We start from the raw sequence: 14,907 nt of genomic DNA, 5'->3' as shown, positions 1-14,907 counted from the left end.
CACGTCATGGTGACTGTCGCTCTCTGTTTCATAACCTATATCGCCTTCAATCTTTTCGTCTTTCTTGCCTATTGGTGGGACAAGGAAGCGGCGAGGAATGGCGCATGGCGCATCCGGGAAAGCACGCTGTTATCGCTTGCGCTCATCGGCGGCAGCCTGGGCGCAATCTCGGCACAACGGCTGCTGCGGCATAAAACGCGCAAGGAACCGTTCCGCAGCATCCTGATATCGATTGTGATATTGCAGATAGGCCTTGCCGCATCGCTCGCCATCATGCCGGACTGGCCGATGCGGCTGGTGGAGGCTCTGCAAACTCTGTCTCAGAAAGCTGGCCCATAAAGACCGCTCTCGACCTCGGCCAATTGCTTCTGCAGGCCTACCGATTGCACTTCGCGGTCGAGCTTCGGCGCATAGGAGACGGAGAGCCAGCGGACGCTATAGCCATGGTGGCGGAAAAAGGCGATGGCTGGCTCATTCTGGGCATGGGTTTCAAGCCGAATGGTCTCGAAATCCCTATCCTCAATCAGCCTTTCGACATCGCCCAACAAGTGGCTGCCGACACCTCTGCGCTGAAAATCAGGATCGATCCAGAAATCGGAAATCGTCTCGTCAAAGTGCTCTCGCGCCGCCCATCCGGCAACCGAGCCGCCAAACTCCGCCACCCTGATCGCCAGCCATGACGAGCGGGTAAAATTGGAAAAGGCACTGGCCGCATTGTCGTAAAGGGTCGGGGTGATGCCGAGAGCCGCGGTTGCCTGTCGCCATGCCCTGAGGCCGATGGCCGCCAGAACCTCCGCTTCCTGCTCATGCGCATTGCGAATGACGATCAAGCCGCGCCCTCCATGGCCGTTGAAATTAAACCATTGCCGGCGCGATTCGACCAGCGTGGTTTTCTCGCGCCTGGCGGGACTTGACCGCCTCGGCTTTGCCCGCTACCCAAAACGAGCAAGAACGGAGTTTTTATGTTCGCTCAATCGGAGTCCCGGTAAAGGCCCTGCCCGCAAGTTTATTGCGCGCCGGGCCATGCTGAAACCGAGCCGGATGCCTTAACGGCACCCGGATTTGCTTTCACGCGTCTATACGACGCCGACCGGACTTCAAAAAAATGGACATTTCCCGCGCCGAACAGCGCATTCTTCACCTGCTCGCCCAGGGCGGCAGAATTGAACTCGTTCGAGACGACGCCCACAAAATCGAAAAACTCGCGCTCTACACGCGTGACGGCTGGATTTTCAGCGGCCTCGATCTGCTCACCTTCCGTAAGCTGAAACGGAAGAGAGCCATCGCCTCCTCGGGCGGCAAGCCCTACCGCATCACGACGCGCGGGCTGGAACTCGTGCGGGGTGAGCTGGACAATCGATGAAAAACAAACGGGCGGCATTTGATGCCGCCCGTTCGTGTAGAGAGCTTGGTGAATCCGCTCACCACCACTTGGCGGGGGTGAACTTGCCGGCTGCCTGCTCGATGGCATGCGCCGTCTTGAACAGCGTTTCTTCCTCGAAAGGCTTGCCGATGAGCTGAAGGCCTAGCGGCAGGCCCTTGCCGTCGAGGCCGGCCGGAACCGAGAGGCCCGGAAGACCGGCCATGTTGACGGTGATGGTGAAAACGTCCTGCAGGTACATTTTCACCGGATCGGAGGCGAGTTCCTCGTCACCGACTGCAAAGGCGGAAGACGGTGTGATGGGGGCGAGAATGGCGTCGACGCCTTCGTGGAAGACGTTTTCGAAATCGCGCTTGATCAGCGTGCGGACCTTCTGCGCCTTCAGGTAATAGGCGTCGTAATAACCGGCGGACAGCACATAGGTGCCGACCATGATGCGGCGCTGCACTTCCTTGCCGAAACCGGCGGCGCGGCTCTTTTCGTACATGTCGGCAATGTCCTTGCCGTCGACGCGCAGGCCATAACGGACGCCGTCATAACGGGCAAGGTTGGACGAGGCTTCCGCCGGTGCGACGATGTAATAGGCAGGCAGCGCGTATTTGGTGTGCGGCAGCGAGATATCGACCACCTCGGCACCGGCATCGCGCAGCCACTCGACGCCCTTGGCCCAGAGCTTTTCGATTTCTTCCGGCATGCCATCGACGCGATACTCCTTCGGAATACCGATCTTCAGGCCCTTGAGCGACTGACCGATGGCCTTTTCGTAATCCGGCACCGGCAGGTCGACGGAGGTGGTGTCCTTGGCGTCGACGCTTGCCATGGTCTTCAGCAGGATCGCGGCATCGCGCACGTCACGGGCAATCGGGCCTGCCTGATCGAGCGAAGAGGCATAAGCGACGATGCCGAAGCGCGAGCAGCGGCCATAGGTGGGCTTGATGCCGACGGTGCCGGTGAAGGCCGCCGGCTGGCGGATGGAGCCGCCGGTATCGGTCGCGGTGGCGCCGGCGCAGAGATGCGCGGCCACGGCTGCGGCCGAACCGCCGGAAGAACCGCCGGGCACCAGCTTCTGGTCGGAGCCATTGGCGCGCCACGGGTTGATCGCCGGGCCGTACCACGAGCTTTCATTGGACGAGCCCATGGCGAATTCGTCCATGTTGAGCTTGCCGAGCATGACGGCGCCCTGATCCCAGAGGTTCTGGGTGACGGTGGATTCATATTTCGGCCTGAAGCCGTCGAGAACATGCGAACATGCCTGGGTGTGCACGTCACGGGTGGCGAACAGGTCCTTAACGCCGAGCGGAACGCCTTCCAGCTCGCCAGCCTTGCCGGCGGCGATGCGGTCGTCGGAGGCTTTTGCCATGTCGCGCGCCTTTTCAGGCGTCGTCGCGACATAGGCGTTCAGCGCGCCGTTGGCCGCATCGATGGCGGAGAGATAGGCGTCGGTCAGCTCGAGGGCGGAAAATTCTTTGGCCTTCAGCTTTTCGCGGGCTTCGGCAATGGTCAGGCTCGTCAGGTCGGTCATGGTCGGCAACGGCTTTCGAAATCTTGGAAAAATCGGGCGGCAGAGACGTTCGGCTTATTCGACCACTTTCGGGACCATGAAGAAGTCCCGGTCGGTCGCAGGCGCATTGGCGACAATGTCTTCCGCCTTGTTGCCGTCGGTCACCACGTCGGCGCGTTTTTTCATGTCCACCGGGGTCACCGAGGTCATCGGCTCGACGCCGTCGACGTTCACTTCCGAAAGCTGCTCCACGAAACCGAGTATGCCGTTCAGCTGGCCGAGCATATTCTGTGCTTCTTCTTCGCTGACTGCGATACGGGCAAGGCGCGCAACGCGCTTTACGGTGGCGAGATCGACGGACATGGTTCTACTCCGGTCAGAATTTTCCTACCCGCTATAATCACCATGTCCGCCATTCGCAACGGTAGAAAGCATGTCGTGTAAAAGAGTGACGCGGTTTTACGCTCACGACATGCACGGGCAAAATGTCAGAAGGACAGCGTATCGCCGGCCTTTGGCGTGTGGACGCGCGCTTGCGCCCCTTCCATGCCGGCCACGAACTTCTCCGGCGTCTGGTCGATGATCGGGAAGGAACCGTAATGGCAGGGAATGACATTGCCGAAATTGAAGAAGCGCTGGCAGGCGAGCGCTGCGACGGCTCCGCCCATGGTGAAGCGGTCACCGATCGGCACGAGGCCGATATCCGGCTGATGCAGTTCATTGATGAGTTTCATGTCGGAAAAGATGTCGGTATCGCCCATGTGATAGACGGCCGGGCCGTCTTCGAAATGCAGCATCAGACCGTTGGCATTGCCGAGCGAATGGGAAACACCGTCTTCGGTGATCTGGGCGGAGGAATGCAGCGCATTGGTGAAGGTGACGGAAAAACCGTCGAAATGCACCGTGCCGCCGGTATTGCCCATATCGACCTTCGCGACGCCCTTGGCGGAAAGCCAGGCGGCGAGATCGGCATTGGCAAGAACCGTCGCGCCGGTTTCGCGGGCAAGCTGCACGGTATCGCCGACATGGTCGCCATGGCCGTGGGTCAGGAGAATATGGGTGATGCCTTCGGCTGCCGACTTTCCATCCTGTCCGGCAAAACCGGGGTTACCGGTGAAGAACGGATCGATGAGGATCTTCGCGCTGCCGTTTTCGAGGCGGAAGGCGGAATGGCCGAGCCAGGTGATTTTCATGGGAAGTTCTCCTTTGTATTGCCGGTATATTATGACATAGGACGGCCTGAACAACCGCACTACCAATATTTAAGAGAGGCGACCATGGCCGCAAATGATGACGAGTACGTGTATGACGAGGCGACCGGTGAATGGCGACCGGCCTCCGAACTGGCTGCAGAAGCGGCGCGTGCGAATGAAGTGCGCGATGCGGCGGGCAATGTGCTGGCGGATGGCGATTCCGTCACCCTCATCAAGGATTTGAAGGTCAAGGGCACCAGCACGGTCATCAAGCAGGGCACCGTCATCAAGTCGATCCGCCTGACCGATAATCCGGAAGAGATCGATTGCAAACATGATGCGGTGAAGGGTCTGGTGCTGCGCACCGAATTCGTCCGCAAACGATAAAGGCAACACGTGACATGGCAACACTCACCATTGAGGAACTGGCGCAGGCGCTTCAGCCGGGACAGGCGATTGCCGGCCTCGACCTTGGCACGAAGACGATCGGGCTTGCCATGTCGGACCTGTCACGGCGTTTCGCAACGCCGCGCCCCGTCATCAAACGGGTGAAATTCACGCAGGATGCGGAAGTGCTGCTGGCCTTCGCCGAAAAGGAAAAAGTTTTCGCCTTCATCATCGGCCTGCCGATGAACATGGATGGTTCGGCCGGTCCCCGCGTGCAGGCAACACGCGCCTTCGTGCGCACCATGGGCGAAAAAACCGCCCTGCCCTTTATTTTCTGGGACGAGCGACTTTCGACGGTCGCGGCCGAGCGCGCACTTCTGGAGATGGATGTCTCACGCGCCAAGCGGGCCGAACGCATCGATTCGGCCGCCGCAAGCTTCATTCTTCAGGGCGCGCTGGACAGGCTTTCCGCACTCACCCGCGCGGCTGACTGACGGCCCTGCCACCAAGCCGCAATCTGCTTTCTCTTGCGGAAGGCGAGAATCGCAAAAACGATCAGGCTGTCGACGGCGATGGCGCGCGCCACCAGCGGCGGCAGGCTTTCCGGTGGCAGGCCGAGAATATTGCCGTAAATCTGGAACACCAGATCATGGGTCTGGCGTGTGAGCATGTAGAAGCCGAAGCTCATGTCGTAATAAGAAAGCCAGTACCAGCTGCCAAGTAGCGCGACGGGACCTGCCCAGAGGATCAGAAACCACTTCATGCCGCCTGCCCCCGCACAAACATCGTATCGGGAACGCCGGCAAGCACCGCCCAGCGCACCACGGCCATAAGGCAGAGGTTCAGCGCCGGCACGTCGATATCCAACGGCAGCATCACAAAAAACGTCATCATGACGCCTAAAGCTGTCCAGCGGCTCACTTGCGGCTCCCTTATGCGCAGTCATTGCGCATGGTTAACATTTCGTTAATCCACACTGGACCGACAGCCATGGCGAGGCAAACGAAAGCTGTCATTATGGTTAACGACGGGCGGCCGGCATGTGGAAAAGAACGTGATCGCGTGAACGGCCGGATGCGCCGGGCGGTTGCCGGCCCGGCGAAAACATGACTGATTTTTCTTTAATGCGCAGGCCCGAGCGCGACTGCCTTCCGCCTGCGGAAACCGGTTCAGCCGTAAACGCCGCGCACCAGCCTTTTGACGGCAGTGGCGATCTTGTCCCAGTCCCGGTCCGATTTGAGCGGCACGCCAGCGAACTGACCGCTGGTGGCAGCGGAAATGACGAGGTGCTGAATGGCGGCGAACAGTACGGCATTGACCGCCGCTGTATCCACCCCCTTCGGCGCCGCCAGCGAACCGCGCATACGCTCCAGCCACTTGCCCAGCGATTTGGCGCGGGCTTCGGCCAGTTGCCGCACCTGCGGTGAACCGTCAGACACTTCCCAGGCGATGATCTTGCAGACGAGAGGATCGCTGCGCAGCGCATCCATGAAATAAAGCGCCAGCTTTTCCATGAGGTCGCCATAGGTCAAAAGGAACATGCCGCCGGTATCTTCCGGAATGCGATCCTTCACCCAGGAACCGAGGTCCTCGCCGATCGCCTCGATCAGGCCATCGAGGCCGCCGAAATAACGGTAGATGAGCTGCTTGTCGCAGCCGGCGCGGCGGGCAACGGCATTGATGCCAAAACCCTGAAATCCCTCTTCGGCAAGCAGCGACCGCGCCGCATTAAAAATCGCCTTCTCGGTCTGAGCGCGATCCTTGATGCGCTTTTCCGGTCTGTCGGCTGAAATCGCCTCTGCGGTCGCCAGCATGATTCCCTACCCGTTTTCTGAAAGGCCTTCCTCAACGGGTTAACAAAGCATGAAGGGAAGAACAACGTGGCGGAGAGGATGGACGGAAGGTTCTTGTGGATGAAGGGTACGCCATGCCGTTCAGGCGCTGACATCTCCATAGTCAACCGGGAGATGCCGCTCGATTTCCATGGAATCATGAAGAATGCGACCGATGCCCACCAAATCGGGATTCAACACGCGATACAGCAACAGATGCCTCGGATATTTAACCAGGCCGGTTTCACTTCTCGCCCTCTCCCGGCTGTAACGGAGATGGTAGCTGCGCACATCGTCTGCCACTTCCGGGCGGAGACTTGTTCCGGAACGAAACGGATCCCGCGCAACATCACGCAGCGCCGTGACAAGCAATTTTTCGTAGCATTTTCTCGCTGCGGCCCCAAATGTCGCGTGGGTCCATCCAAGAATTTCAATAATGTCCGATTGCGCGGCTTCGGACAGACGATACTTCGTCATGCCTTATCAGATTTGGCAAGGCGCACTTCAGCGTCGCGCCCGAGAGCGGAAATGAAGTCGTCGAGATCATCATCCGCCACATCCGTAAAACGGCCTTGATCAAGGTCGGCGAAGCCCTGTTGCGCCGCCACCCTCAAGGCTTCCAATCTGGTCACCTCAAGGCGCTCGCGCCTTTCGATCAATCGTAAGCCCTCGCGTAGCACTTCGCTGGCATTTTGATAGCGGCCAGATTTGACGAGTTCGTCTATGATCTTTTCGTGATGCTGTGTCAGAACGACGTTACGCGTTGGCATCGGAGCCTCCACCAGACACTAGAATTTTTCCGCTTTTCTTCGAATCGCGAAAACACTCTAACTCTTTATTTTAGCGCATTTCCGGACGGAAAACCGGGGTCCACTTTTCCTGGAAATGCTCTAGCGACGTCCGACAATACCATCGATTGGCATAATCTGCCAATATTACTCCAACGCCATGCCGAACCACACGCTGCCCGGCGTTTCGTGGCTTTCGAGGCGTTTGAAGCCACGGGTTTCCCAGAAGCGCATGCCCGCATGGTTGCGTTCGCTGGCGCCGAGGTGGATGCCGTAGACGTTGTTCTGTCTCGCCATATCGAGCCAGCGCGACAGGAGCCGGGTGCCGCCGCCCTTGCCCTGGGTGCGCGGCAAGAGGTTCATGTGGATATGGGCCGGAAACGGATCGGTGAGCCAGGCGGGTGTGCGGCGCGGATGGTGGATGAACTGGGCGCGGCGCTGGTCGGCGTCCCATGTCTGCTGGTCGCCGCCGGGATCGGGGTAAAGGCTGCGCAGATGCGGCCACCATTCCCGCTCCAGCCGTTCTTCGTGCACCGCCGTATCGAGTGCGCCGACGATATAACCGCACACACCTTCCTCATCCTCCGCCACGAAAACGGCATCGGGCCAGAGATGCAGATAGGGCACGGAATAGATGTGCCCGACCATGCGGCCATCATTGTAAAGGGCGGTGGCGTCCTGCCCGGCATCGCCAGTGGCGAGGCTTATGGCGTAGAGCGCGTCTTCATCCTCGGAACGGGCGGAACGGAAGGTCAGCATTGGCAGCCGCCTTCCCTTGTCGCGCATCGATGCGCGAAAGTGTCACGACAGATCAGAACACGCTTTACGCCATTGCTGTTTTTCAAATCCGAGACCCCTCCCGCCGGGACTGCAAAACCTTCATCCGCATGCATCGGTCAAGATGCAGGCGGATAAAGAAGATCGATTATATAATTCGGATCGAAGCGGGAATCGAGCATGCCGTAAGTATGCCGCCAGCCGCCCGCCAGACGGGTCTCGAGGAAGGCATCGGCGATCTTGCCGGCGCCGAGACGGCAAAGCTCGGCGGCAGCGGCCGCAAGCGCGAACTGCTCGACCAGCAGGCGGGCCGCTCCCTCGTCACGTTCGGCAAGGGCGATTGCAGCGCGCAGCACGTCGGTGGTCTTTTTGCCGGCTGCACCCAGATCACGCTCCAGCGTCTGGAAGACGAGATCGAACAGATCCTTGCCACGCTGGAGAACCCGCAGCACATCCAGCGCCATGACGTTGCCGGAGCCTTCCCAGATGGCGTTGACGGGGGCTTCGCGATAGTGGCGGGCAATCGGCCGCTCTTCCACGTAACCGTTGCCGCCAAGGCACTCCATGGCCTCATAGATAAGCGCCGGCGCGATCTTGCAGCACCAGTATTTCACGATGGGCGTCATCACCCGCGCATAGGCGGCCTCGGCCGGATTGTTGCGGGCGGCGTCGAATGCCGTCGCCAGCCGGAAGGAGAGCGCAGTGGCCGCCGCCACATCCAGCGCCATGTCGGCGAGAACGCGCGTCATGATCGGTTGCGTGACCAGCATCTTGCCGAAAACCGAACGGCCACGGGCATAGTGCACGGCTTCGGCAAGCGAGGCGCGCATCATGCCGGCGGAGGCAAGCGCGCAATCGAGCCGCGTCAGTGTCACCATGTCGAGAATAGTGCGGATGCCGCTGCCGGGATCGCCCAGCAGATAACCGAAGGCATCGGTGAATTCGACTTCGGCGGATGCGTTGGAGCGGTTGCCGAGCTTGTCCTTGAGGCGCTGGAAATGCAGGCCGTTCTTTGAGCCATCCTCCAGATAACGCGGCACGAGGAAGCAGCCCATGCCGTCGCCCATCTGGGCGAGCATGACGAAACCGTCGCTCATCGGCGCGGAGAGGAACCATTTGTGGCCGGACAGGCGATAGATGCCCTCGCCCACCCGCTCCGCCGTGGTGCGGTTGGCGCGCACATCCGTGCCGCCCTGCTTTTCCGTCATGCCCATGCCGATGGTGACGGCGGTTTTCTGCAGGGCCGGTTTCTGCGAGGAATCATATTTGCGCGAGAGAATCTTCGGCGCCCATTCCTTCTGCACGCGCGGCGAAGCCATGATGGCCGCGACGGAGGCGCTGGTCATGGTCAGCGGGCAAAGATGCCCGGCCTCGAGTTGCGAGGTCAGGTAGAATTTCGTGGCGCGGGCCTTGTGCTCATTGCCGCGCGTATCGGGAGAATTTTCCCAGACGCTGGAATGCAGGCCTGACGACATGGAACGGCGCATCAGCGCATGCCAGGCGGGGTGGAATTCCACCTGATCCAGACGCTCGCCACGCGGGCCGTGGGTATGCAGTTGCGGCACGCCCTGATTGGCCATGCGCGCCAGTTCCTGCGCCTCATGCGACGTGACATAGCGGCCGAGCTGGTCGAACTCGTCCCTTAGATTGCGCGACAGGCCGGAAGTGAGGTCGACGATCAGCGGATCGGAACGATAGGCGTTGATACCGGACCAGAGGCTTGGCTGGTTCAGTTCGGCGAGCGTTTCTTCTGTCCGGGAATTCTGGGTCATCCGCTGCTTCTAGCTGTTTTGTACTGGCGTTGCATAGTGGGGTGATATTGCATAATTCCACCCGCAGGAAGCGATTGAGACGATTAAACCGCCGCTTTCAGCATTTTTCGGGAGTGATCCTGATTTAGGTATCCGGCCCGCAGAATGCCAAACACGTTTCCGGCAAGATCAACGACAGTCCCCAAAAAAGCCGCGCAGAAGTTGCGGCAACGACCGGCGGGCATGTGGATAAACGCATTCTCCATAATCTGCGGCCTGACGTGGAACCTGCGGCAGGCTTTTTCGGTTGGCGACTTTGCTGAACGGCTGCACAGGGAGGAGACCATGGAGGCCAGCGTAAGAAAGCTCTTCGAGCGATATGAGCGATTTTTCAACAAGTCCCTCAAGGGTGACATGGATATGGAGGAGGTCGCCTCCCTCTACGCCTCCGACTTCATCGCCGCCTCCCCCGCCGGGGTGATGACCGGAAAGAACGATGACCACTTGAAGCAGGTCATGATGAAGGGTTACGAGCGCTACCGGACGATCGGAACAAAGGAGATGCGGATACGCGACATCCGTATCTCGCCCATCGATGAACACCATTGCCTTGCCCATGTTGCCTGGACGGCGACCTTTGATCGCAAGCGGCAACCGGATGTCGCAATCGATTTCGATGTTCATTACTTCGTCCAGAGGCTGGACGGAGCGCCGAAAGTTTTCGGCTGGGCGTCAGGCGACGAACAGGCGCTTTTGAAGGAGCACGGCATCGTCTGATGCCTGCGCCTTCCATCGTCAGGCCGTTTGTCCTCGAGGGTTGGGGAAACATCGCCATGTTTTCATTTCAGGAGTTGCGGGCGCTTGCCCCGCGACCATGCAGTCTCTATAGAGCGCAGGACCGAATTCCGCCGCACTCCTGAGGCGTGTTCACAGCGAATGGGAGCGCGCGGATCAGCATTCGGGCGTTCCGGGCATTTTCACGGGAAAATGCGGCGCCCGTCAGGAGGCAAACCGCATGGTCTTCTTCCCCCATCGCCATCTCCTCGGCATCAAGGGGCTTTCCCATCAGGATATCACCCTGCTTCTCGACAAGGCCGACGAGGCGGTGAAAATCAGCCGCCAGCGCGAGAAAAAGACCTCGACGCTTCGGGGCCTGACGCAGATCAACCTGTTCTTCGAAGCCTCGACGCGCACGCAATCCTCCTTCGAGCTTGCCGGAAAGCGTCTCGGCGCAGACGTGATGAACATGTCGGTCGGCAATTCCTCGGTGAAGAAGGGCGAAACGCTGATCGATACGGCGATGACGCTGAACGCCATGCGCCCGGATGTGCTGGTCGTGCGCCATTCCTCCGCCGGTGCGGCAGCCCTTCTCGCGCAAAAGGTCGCCTGCTCCGTCGTCAATGCCGGCGACGGCCAGCATGAGCACCCGACGCAGGCGCTGCTCGACGCACTGACCATTCGCCGCGCCAAGGGCGAACTGTCCGGCATCACGGTGGCAATCTGCGGCGACGTGCTGCATTCGCGCGTTGCCCGCTCCAATATCATCCTGCTCAACCAGATGGGTGCGCGCGTTCGCGTCGTCGCGCCAGCCACGCTGCTGCCCTCCGGTATCCGCGACATGAGCGTCGAAGTCTTCCACGACATGAAGGAAGGGCTGAAGAACGCCGATGTGGTGATGATGCTGCGCCTGCAGCGCGAGCGCATGTCCGGCTCCTTCGTGCCTTCTGTGCGCGAATATTTCCATTATTACGGCCTCGATGCCGAAAAGCTGAAGGCGGCGAAGGAAGATGCGCTGGTCATGCATCCCGGCCCGATGAACCGCGGCGTGGAAATCGCCTCCGACGTGGCCGACGGTCCGCAGAGCGTGATCGAAAGCCAGGTGGAAATGGGGGTTGCCGTGCGCATGGCGGTCATGGAAACCCTGCTTGTCTCGCAAAATCAGGGTGAGCGCGTATGAGTGCCGTTACCGTTCTCAACAATCTCCGCATCGTCGATCCGTCCCGTAACCTCGACGAGACCGGCAGCATCGTTATCGGTGCCGACGGCACCATTCTCGCGGCCGGCAAGGACGCGCATAATCAGGGCGCTCCCGAAGGGGCGACCGTTCGCGACTGCAAGGGTCTGCTGGCCGTTCCCGGTCTGGTGGACGCCCGTGTTTTCGTTGGCGAACCCGGCGCAGAGCACCGCGAAACCATTGAATCCGCCTCGCGCGCGGCAGCGGCCGGCGGTGTCACCAGCATCATCGTGATGCCCGATACCGATCCCGTCATCGATGACATCGCACTGGTCGAATATGTGAAGAAGACGGCACGCGACAAGGCGCTCGTCAATGTGCATCCCGCAGCAGCACTCACCAAGGGTCTGAACGGCGAGGAAATGACCGAATTCGGCATGCTGAAGGAAGCCGGCGCCGTGGCCTTCACCAATGGCCGCAAGGCGCTTTCCGATACGCTGGTGCTGCGCCGCGCCATGACCTATGCGCGCGAACTGGGCGCAGTAATCGCGCTCGAGACGCGCGACAAATATATCGGCGGCGGCGACATGAACGAGGGGCTTTTCGCGAGCTGGCTCGGGCTGTCGGGTGTTCCGAAGGAAGCCGAGATCATTCCGCTGGAGCGCGACCTGCGCATCGCCGGGCTGACGCAGGCGATCTACCACGCCGCCAAGATTTCCGTGCCCGAATCGGCAGAGGCGATCCGCGTTGCGCGGCAGCGGGGCGTAAAGGCCACCTGCGGCATCTCGATCAACCACCTCACGCTCAACGAGAACGATATCGGCGAATACCGCACCTTCTTCAAGCTTTCGCCGCCGCTGCGCGCCGAAGACGACCGCAAGGCCATGGTGGAAGCACTGAAGGACGGTACGATCGATATCATCGTCTCCTCGCACGACCCGCAGGATGTCGACACCAAGCGCCTGCCATTTTCGGATGCGGCGAGCGGCGCGGTCGGGCTCGAAACCCTGCTGGCGGCGGCGCTGCGCCTGCACCACAACGGCGAAGTTCCGCTGATGCGGCTGATCGATGCGCTCTCCACCCGCCCGGCGAAGATTTTCGGACTGGATGCCGGAACGCTGAAGGCGGGTGCGAAGGCCGATATCACGCTGATCGACCTCGACGAGCCGTGGCTCGTGGCAAAGGAGCAGCTGGTCTCGAAATCCAAGAACACCCCGTTCGAGGATGCCCGTTTCAGCGGCCGCGCGGTTGCCACTTATGTGGCTGGCAAAGCCGTTCATTCCTTGGCATAAGATCACCAACAGAGATCACGCGGCCAGCGCGACAGAGGGGACGTTTGAATGAGTGCTTTGACTGACTGGCAGACGGCGCCTGCCCTTCTCGCGCTTTCGGCGCTGATCGGCTATCTGTTCGGTTCTATTCCCTTCGGCCTCATTCTTACCCGCATGGCGGGGCTGGGCGACGTGCGCAAGATCGGCTCCGGCAATATCGGCGCGACCAATGTGCTGCGCACCGGCAACAAGAAGCTCGCCGCCGCAACGCTGCTGCTGGACGCGCTGAAGGGCACGGCGGCGGTGCTGGTCGCCAATGCACTCTGGGGTTACGAAGCGTCGCTGGTCGCCGGTTTCTTCGCCTTTCTGGGTCACCTGTTTCCGGTGTGGCTCGGCTTCAAGGGCGGCAAGGGTGTGGCGACCTATATCGGCGTGCTCTTGGGTGCCGCACCGCTGATGATGCTGGCCTTTGCGCTCATCTGGCTCGCAACCGCCTTCATCACCCGCTACTCGTCGCTGTCGGCGCTTTTGGCCATGCTGGTCATTCCCGTGGCCCTCTGGGTGCTCGGACCTGAAAAGACGGCGCTGCTGGTGACGCTGCTGAGTGCGATTTCATGGTGGAAGCACCGCGAGAATATCGCGCGCCTGCTGGCGGGCACTGAAAGCAGGATCGGGCAAAAGGGCTGAGACCCATTTAAGGATATGCCATGCCGCATGAGGAAACGACACGGCAGGGCATAGAGCTTTCCGCGCGGCAACGGGTTGCGTGGCTGAGGCTCATCCGCAGCGACAATATCGGTCCCGTCACCTTTCGCGAACTCATCAATCATTTCGGCAGCGCCGAAAAGGCGCTCGATGCCCTGCCCGAGCTTTCGCGGCGCGGCGGCTCGTCGCGCAGTCCGCGCATCGCCACGCAGGCGGAGGCGGAAGGCGAGATCGAAACGGCCGAAAAATTCGGCGCGCGTTTCGTCGGCATCGGCGAGCCGGATTACCCGCCTGCCCTGCGGCAGCTAGATGGCGCGCCGCCGCTGATCGCCATGAAAGGATCGGCAGCGACCGCGACAAGACCAAGCATCGGCATCGTCGGCTCCCGCAACGCCTCCATCAACGGCGCGAAATTCGCCGCCATGCTGGCGCGCGATTGCGGCCGCGCCGGCTATACCATCGCCTCGGGGCTGGCGCGCGGCATCGATGCGGCCGCACACCGGGCAAGCCTTGCAACCGGCACGGTCGCCATGCTGGCCGGCGGTCTCGACCGCCCCTATCCGCAGGAAAATTTCGGGCTTTTGCAGGAGATATACGATCAGGGCGGCGCGACGATCAGCGAAATGCCCTTTGGCTGGGAACCGCGCGCCCGCGATTTTCCCCGCCGCAACCGATTGATCGCCGGCGTCTCCCTCGGTGTCGTCATCGTCGAGGCGGCGGAACGCTCCGGTTCGCTGATAACGGCAAGGCTTGCCGGAGAAGCGGGGCGGCTGGTTTTTGCCGTGCCCGGCTCCCCGCTCGATGCACGCTGCGAGGGCACCAACCGGCTGATCAAGGAAGGCGCGATGCTGACCACGGGCGCGGCCGATATTCTGGAAGCGCTGCGGCCGCTGATGGAGCCGCAATTGCCCTATGAACGCAAGATCGAGGAACCGAGATCCGACACCGAGATGTCACCACCAGGGGACGACGAGCGCAGCATCATCGCCGCCGCTCTCGGTCCCTCGCCCGTGGAAACGGACGATATCATCCGTCACACAGGTTTTTCCGCTGCAACCGTTCATCTGGTGCTGCTGGAGCTTGATATTGCCGGACGACTAAACCGGCATGCCGGGGGGCGTGTGTCGCTCTTCATCGCGGATTGACAGCTTGCGCCGTCCGCTCTGGATATCGCCGACTTCGACATAGGCCATCTCGATCAGATAACACAGCATGTCGGCCCCCTCACGGCTTGCGACCTGCCGCAGTTCCGCGAGCATCTGGCGAATGTAAGCCAAGTTCTCTCTGGTCCCTTCATTATCGGCATTATTGTTTGTTGCGTTGGGGACCATATATCTATCCTGCAAAATTTGCCTGAAACGAAGAGC

At 60.7% G+C, this 14,907-nt stretch carries 21 protein-coding genes; 9 read left to right on the top strand and 12 right to left on the bottom strand.

All coding sequences use genetic code 11. The annotated features are described in order from the left end of the window. Positions 1-6: 6 nt before the first annotated feature. The gene (locus ACQZ5N_RS01515) at positions 7-339 is read left to right on the top strand and encodes a DUF1294 domain-containing protein (protein WP_448731873.1); all 333 of its coding nucleotides are present in this window, start codon (positions 7-9) and stop codon (positions 337-339) included. Here ACQZ5N_RS01515 and ACQZ5N_RS01510 read toward each other — a convergent pair. Continuing rightward, positions 321-830 (bottom strand): N-acetyltransferase family protein, encoded by a 510-nt coding sequence (locus tag ACQZ5N_RS01510; RefSeq protein WP_448731872.1) that lies wholly within the window; start codon positions 828-830, stop codon positions 321-323. The two genes, ACQZ5N_RS01515 and ACQZ5N_RS01510, sit on opposite strands and share 19 nt — an antisense overlap. A 275-nt stretch (positions 831-1,105) precedes the next feature. Here ACQZ5N_RS01510 and ACQZ5N_RS01505 point away from each other — a divergent pair, with 275 nt between their 5' ends. Next, positions 1,106-1,363: a YjhX family toxin gene (locus ACQZ5N_RS01505; protein ID WP_003521470.1), complete on the top strand. Its 258-nt coding sequence runs from the start codon at positions 1,106-1,108 to the stop codon at positions 1,361-1,363. Positions 1,364-1,421: 58 nt separating this feature from the next. Here the strand turns inward: ACQZ5N_RS01505 and gatA are convergent, their stop codons facing one another. The 3 genes from gatA to ACQZ5N_RS01490 form a co-directional block, all read right to left on the bottom strand. Then, on the bottom strand, positions 1,422-2,903 hold the full coding sequence (gene gatA, locus ACQZ5N_RS01500; RefSeq protein WP_448731871.1) for an Asp-tRNA(Asn)/Glu-tRNA(Gln) amidotransferase subunit GatA: 1,482 nt from the start codon (positions 2,901-2,903) through the stop codon (positions 1,422-1,424). A gap of 54 nt (positions 2,904-2,957) precedes the next feature. After that, on the bottom strand, positions 2,958-3,245 hold the full coding sequence (gene gatC / locus ACQZ5N_RS01495; RefSeq protein ID WP_003521472.1) for an Asp-tRNA(Asn)/Glu-tRNA(Gln) amidotransferase subunit GatC: 288 nt from the start codon (positions 3,243-3,245) through the stop codon (positions 2,958-2,960). Between the two features lie 125 nt (positions 3,246-3,370). After that, a complete protein-coding gene (locus ACQZ5N_RS01490; protein ID WP_080852189.1) occupies positions 3,371-4,075 on the bottom strand; it encodes a metal-dependent hydrolase in 705 nt (234 codons plus the stop codon). 84 nt (positions 4,076-4,159) lie between these two features. Between ACQZ5N_RS01490 and ACQZ5N_RS01485 the strand changes: the two genes are divergently transcribed. Together ACQZ5N_RS01485 and ruvX are read left to right on the top strand one after the other, a co-directional pair. Next, positions 4,160-4,462 carry an alkylphosphonate utilization protein gene (locus ACQZ5N_RS01485; RefSeq protein ID WP_003521474.1) on the top strand — a complete coding sequence of 101 codons (303 nt, stop codon included), beginning with the start codon at positions 4,160-4,162 and terminating at the stop codon, positions 4,460-4,462. 14 nt (positions 4,463-4,476) lie between these two features. Continuing rightward, entirely contained in the window at positions 4,477-4,956 is a 480-nt protein-coding gene (gene ruvX / locus ACQZ5N_RS01480) for a Holliday junction resolvase RuvX (RefSeq protein WP_003521476.1), read from the top strand. On the opposite strand, the gene ACQZ5N_RS01475 is transcribed toward ruvX, so the two are convergent. The 7 genes from ACQZ5N_RS01475 to ACQZ5N_RS01445 all read right to left on the bottom strand — a co-directional run bounded on the left by ACQZ5N_RS01475 (position 4,908) and on the right by ACQZ5N_RS01445 (position 9,631). After that, positions 4,908-5,225 (bottom strand): DUF6105 family protein, encoded by a 318-nt coding sequence (locus ACQZ5N_RS01475; RefSeq protein WP_020808937.1) that lies wholly within the window; start codon positions 5,223-5,225, stop codon positions 4,908-4,910. The two genes, ruvX and ACQZ5N_RS01475, sit on opposite strands and share 49 nt — an antisense overlap. Then, the gene (locus tag ACQZ5N_RS01470; RefSeq protein ID WP_448732106.1) at positions 5,222-5,353 is read right to left on the bottom strand and encodes a hypothetical protein; all 132 of its coding nucleotides are present in this window, start codon (positions 5,351-5,353) and stop codon (positions 5,222-5,224) included. The genes ACQZ5N_RS01475 and ACQZ5N_RS01470 overlap by 4 nt, the downstream gene beginning before the upstream one ends. A gap of 278 nt (positions 5,354-5,631) precedes the next feature. Then, on the bottom strand, positions 5,632-6,276 hold the full coding sequence (locus ACQZ5N_RS01465; RefSeq protein ID WP_003521480.1) for a TetR/AcrR family transcriptional regulator: 645 nt from the start codon (positions 6,274-6,276) through the stop codon (positions 5,632-5,634). A gap of 120 nt (positions 6,277-6,396) precedes the next feature. Next, positions 6,397-6,771: a type II toxin-antitoxin system RelE/ParE family toxin gene (locus ACQZ5N_RS01460; protein ID WP_448731870.1), complete on the bottom strand. Its 375-nt coding sequence runs from the start codon at positions 6,769-6,771 to the stop codon at positions 6,397-6,399. Beyond that, positions 6,768-7,064, bottom strand: coding sequence for a type II toxin-antitoxin system ParD family antitoxin (locus ACQZ5N_RS01455; protein WP_448731869.1), 297 nt, complete (start codon positions 7,062-7,064; stop codon positions 6,768-6,770). The genes ACQZ5N_RS01460 and ACQZ5N_RS01455 overlap by 4 nt, the downstream gene beginning before the upstream one ends. Before the next feature lie 165 nt (positions 7,065-7,229). Beyond that, positions 7,230-7,841 carry a GNAT family N-acetyltransferase gene (locus tag ACQZ5N_RS01450; RefSeq protein WP_142844893.1) on the bottom strand — a complete coding sequence of 204 codons (612 nt, stop codon included), beginning with the start codon at positions 7,839-7,841 and terminating at the stop codon, positions 7,230-7,232. Positions 7,842-7,978: 137 nt separating this feature from the next. Beyond that, entirely contained in the window at positions 7,979-9,631 is a 1,653-nt protein-coding gene (locus tag ACQZ5N_RS01445) for an acyl-CoA dehydrogenase family protein (protein WP_020808932.1), read from the bottom strand. Between the two features lie 324 nt (positions 9,632-9,955). Between ACQZ5N_RS01445 and ACQZ5N_RS01440 the strand changes: the two genes are divergently transcribed. The 5 genes from ACQZ5N_RS01440 to dprA all read left to right on the top strand — a co-directional run bounded on the left by ACQZ5N_RS01440 (position 9,956) and on the right by dprA (position 14,685). Next, positions 9,956-10,387 carry a nuclear transport factor 2 family protein gene (locus tag ACQZ5N_RS01440; RefSeq protein ID WP_269830839.1) on the top strand — a complete coding sequence of 144 codons (432 nt, stop codon included), beginning with the start codon at positions 9,956-9,958 and terminating at the stop codon, positions 10,385-10,387. A gap of 238 nt (positions 10,388-10,625) precedes the next feature. Next, positions 10,626-11,567, top strand: coding sequence for an aspartate carbamoyltransferase catalytic subunit (locus ACQZ5N_RS01435; protein ID WP_003521487.1), 942 nt, complete (start codon positions 10,626-10,628; stop codon positions 11,565-11,567). Beyond that, positions 11,564-12,856: a dihydroorotase gene (locus ACQZ5N_RS01430; RefSeq protein ID WP_448731868.1), complete on the top strand. Its 1,293-nt coding sequence runs from the start codon at positions 11,564-11,566 to the stop codon at positions 12,854-12,856. Before ACQZ5N_RS01435 ends, ACQZ5N_RS01430 begins: the two co-directional genes overlap by 4 nt. A 48-nt stretch (positions 12,857-12,904) precedes the next feature. Then, entirely contained in the window at positions 12,905-13,522 is a 618-nt protein-coding gene (gene plsY, locus ACQZ5N_RS01425; RefSeq protein ID WP_020808929.1) for a glycerol-3-phosphate 1-O-acyltransferase PlsY, read from the top strand. A gap of 20 nt (positions 13,523-13,542) precedes the next feature. Further along, the gene (gene dprA / locus ACQZ5N_RS01420) at positions 13,543-14,685 is read left to right on the top strand and encodes a DNA-processing protein DprA (protein ID WP_448731867.1); all 1,143 of its coding nucleotides are present in this window, start codon (positions 13,543-13,545) and stop codon (positions 14,683-14,685) included. On the opposite strand, the gene ACQZ5N_RS01415 is transcribed toward dprA, so the two are convergent. Next, positions 14,638-14,871 (bottom strand): hypothetical protein, encoded by a 234-nt coding sequence (locus ACQZ5N_RS01415; RefSeq protein WP_003521491.1) that lies wholly within the window; start codon positions 14,869-14,871, stop codon positions 14,638-14,640. The two genes, dprA and ACQZ5N_RS01415, sit on opposite strands and share 48 nt — an antisense overlap. Positions 14,872-14,907 lie beyond the last annotated feature (36 nt).

It is taken from the genome of Agrobacterium sp. 22-221-1, assembly GCF_053522445.1.
The sequence above is the reverse complement of the archived record's forward strand: the minus strand, read 5'-3'. Positions and strand labels throughout refer to the sequence as shown.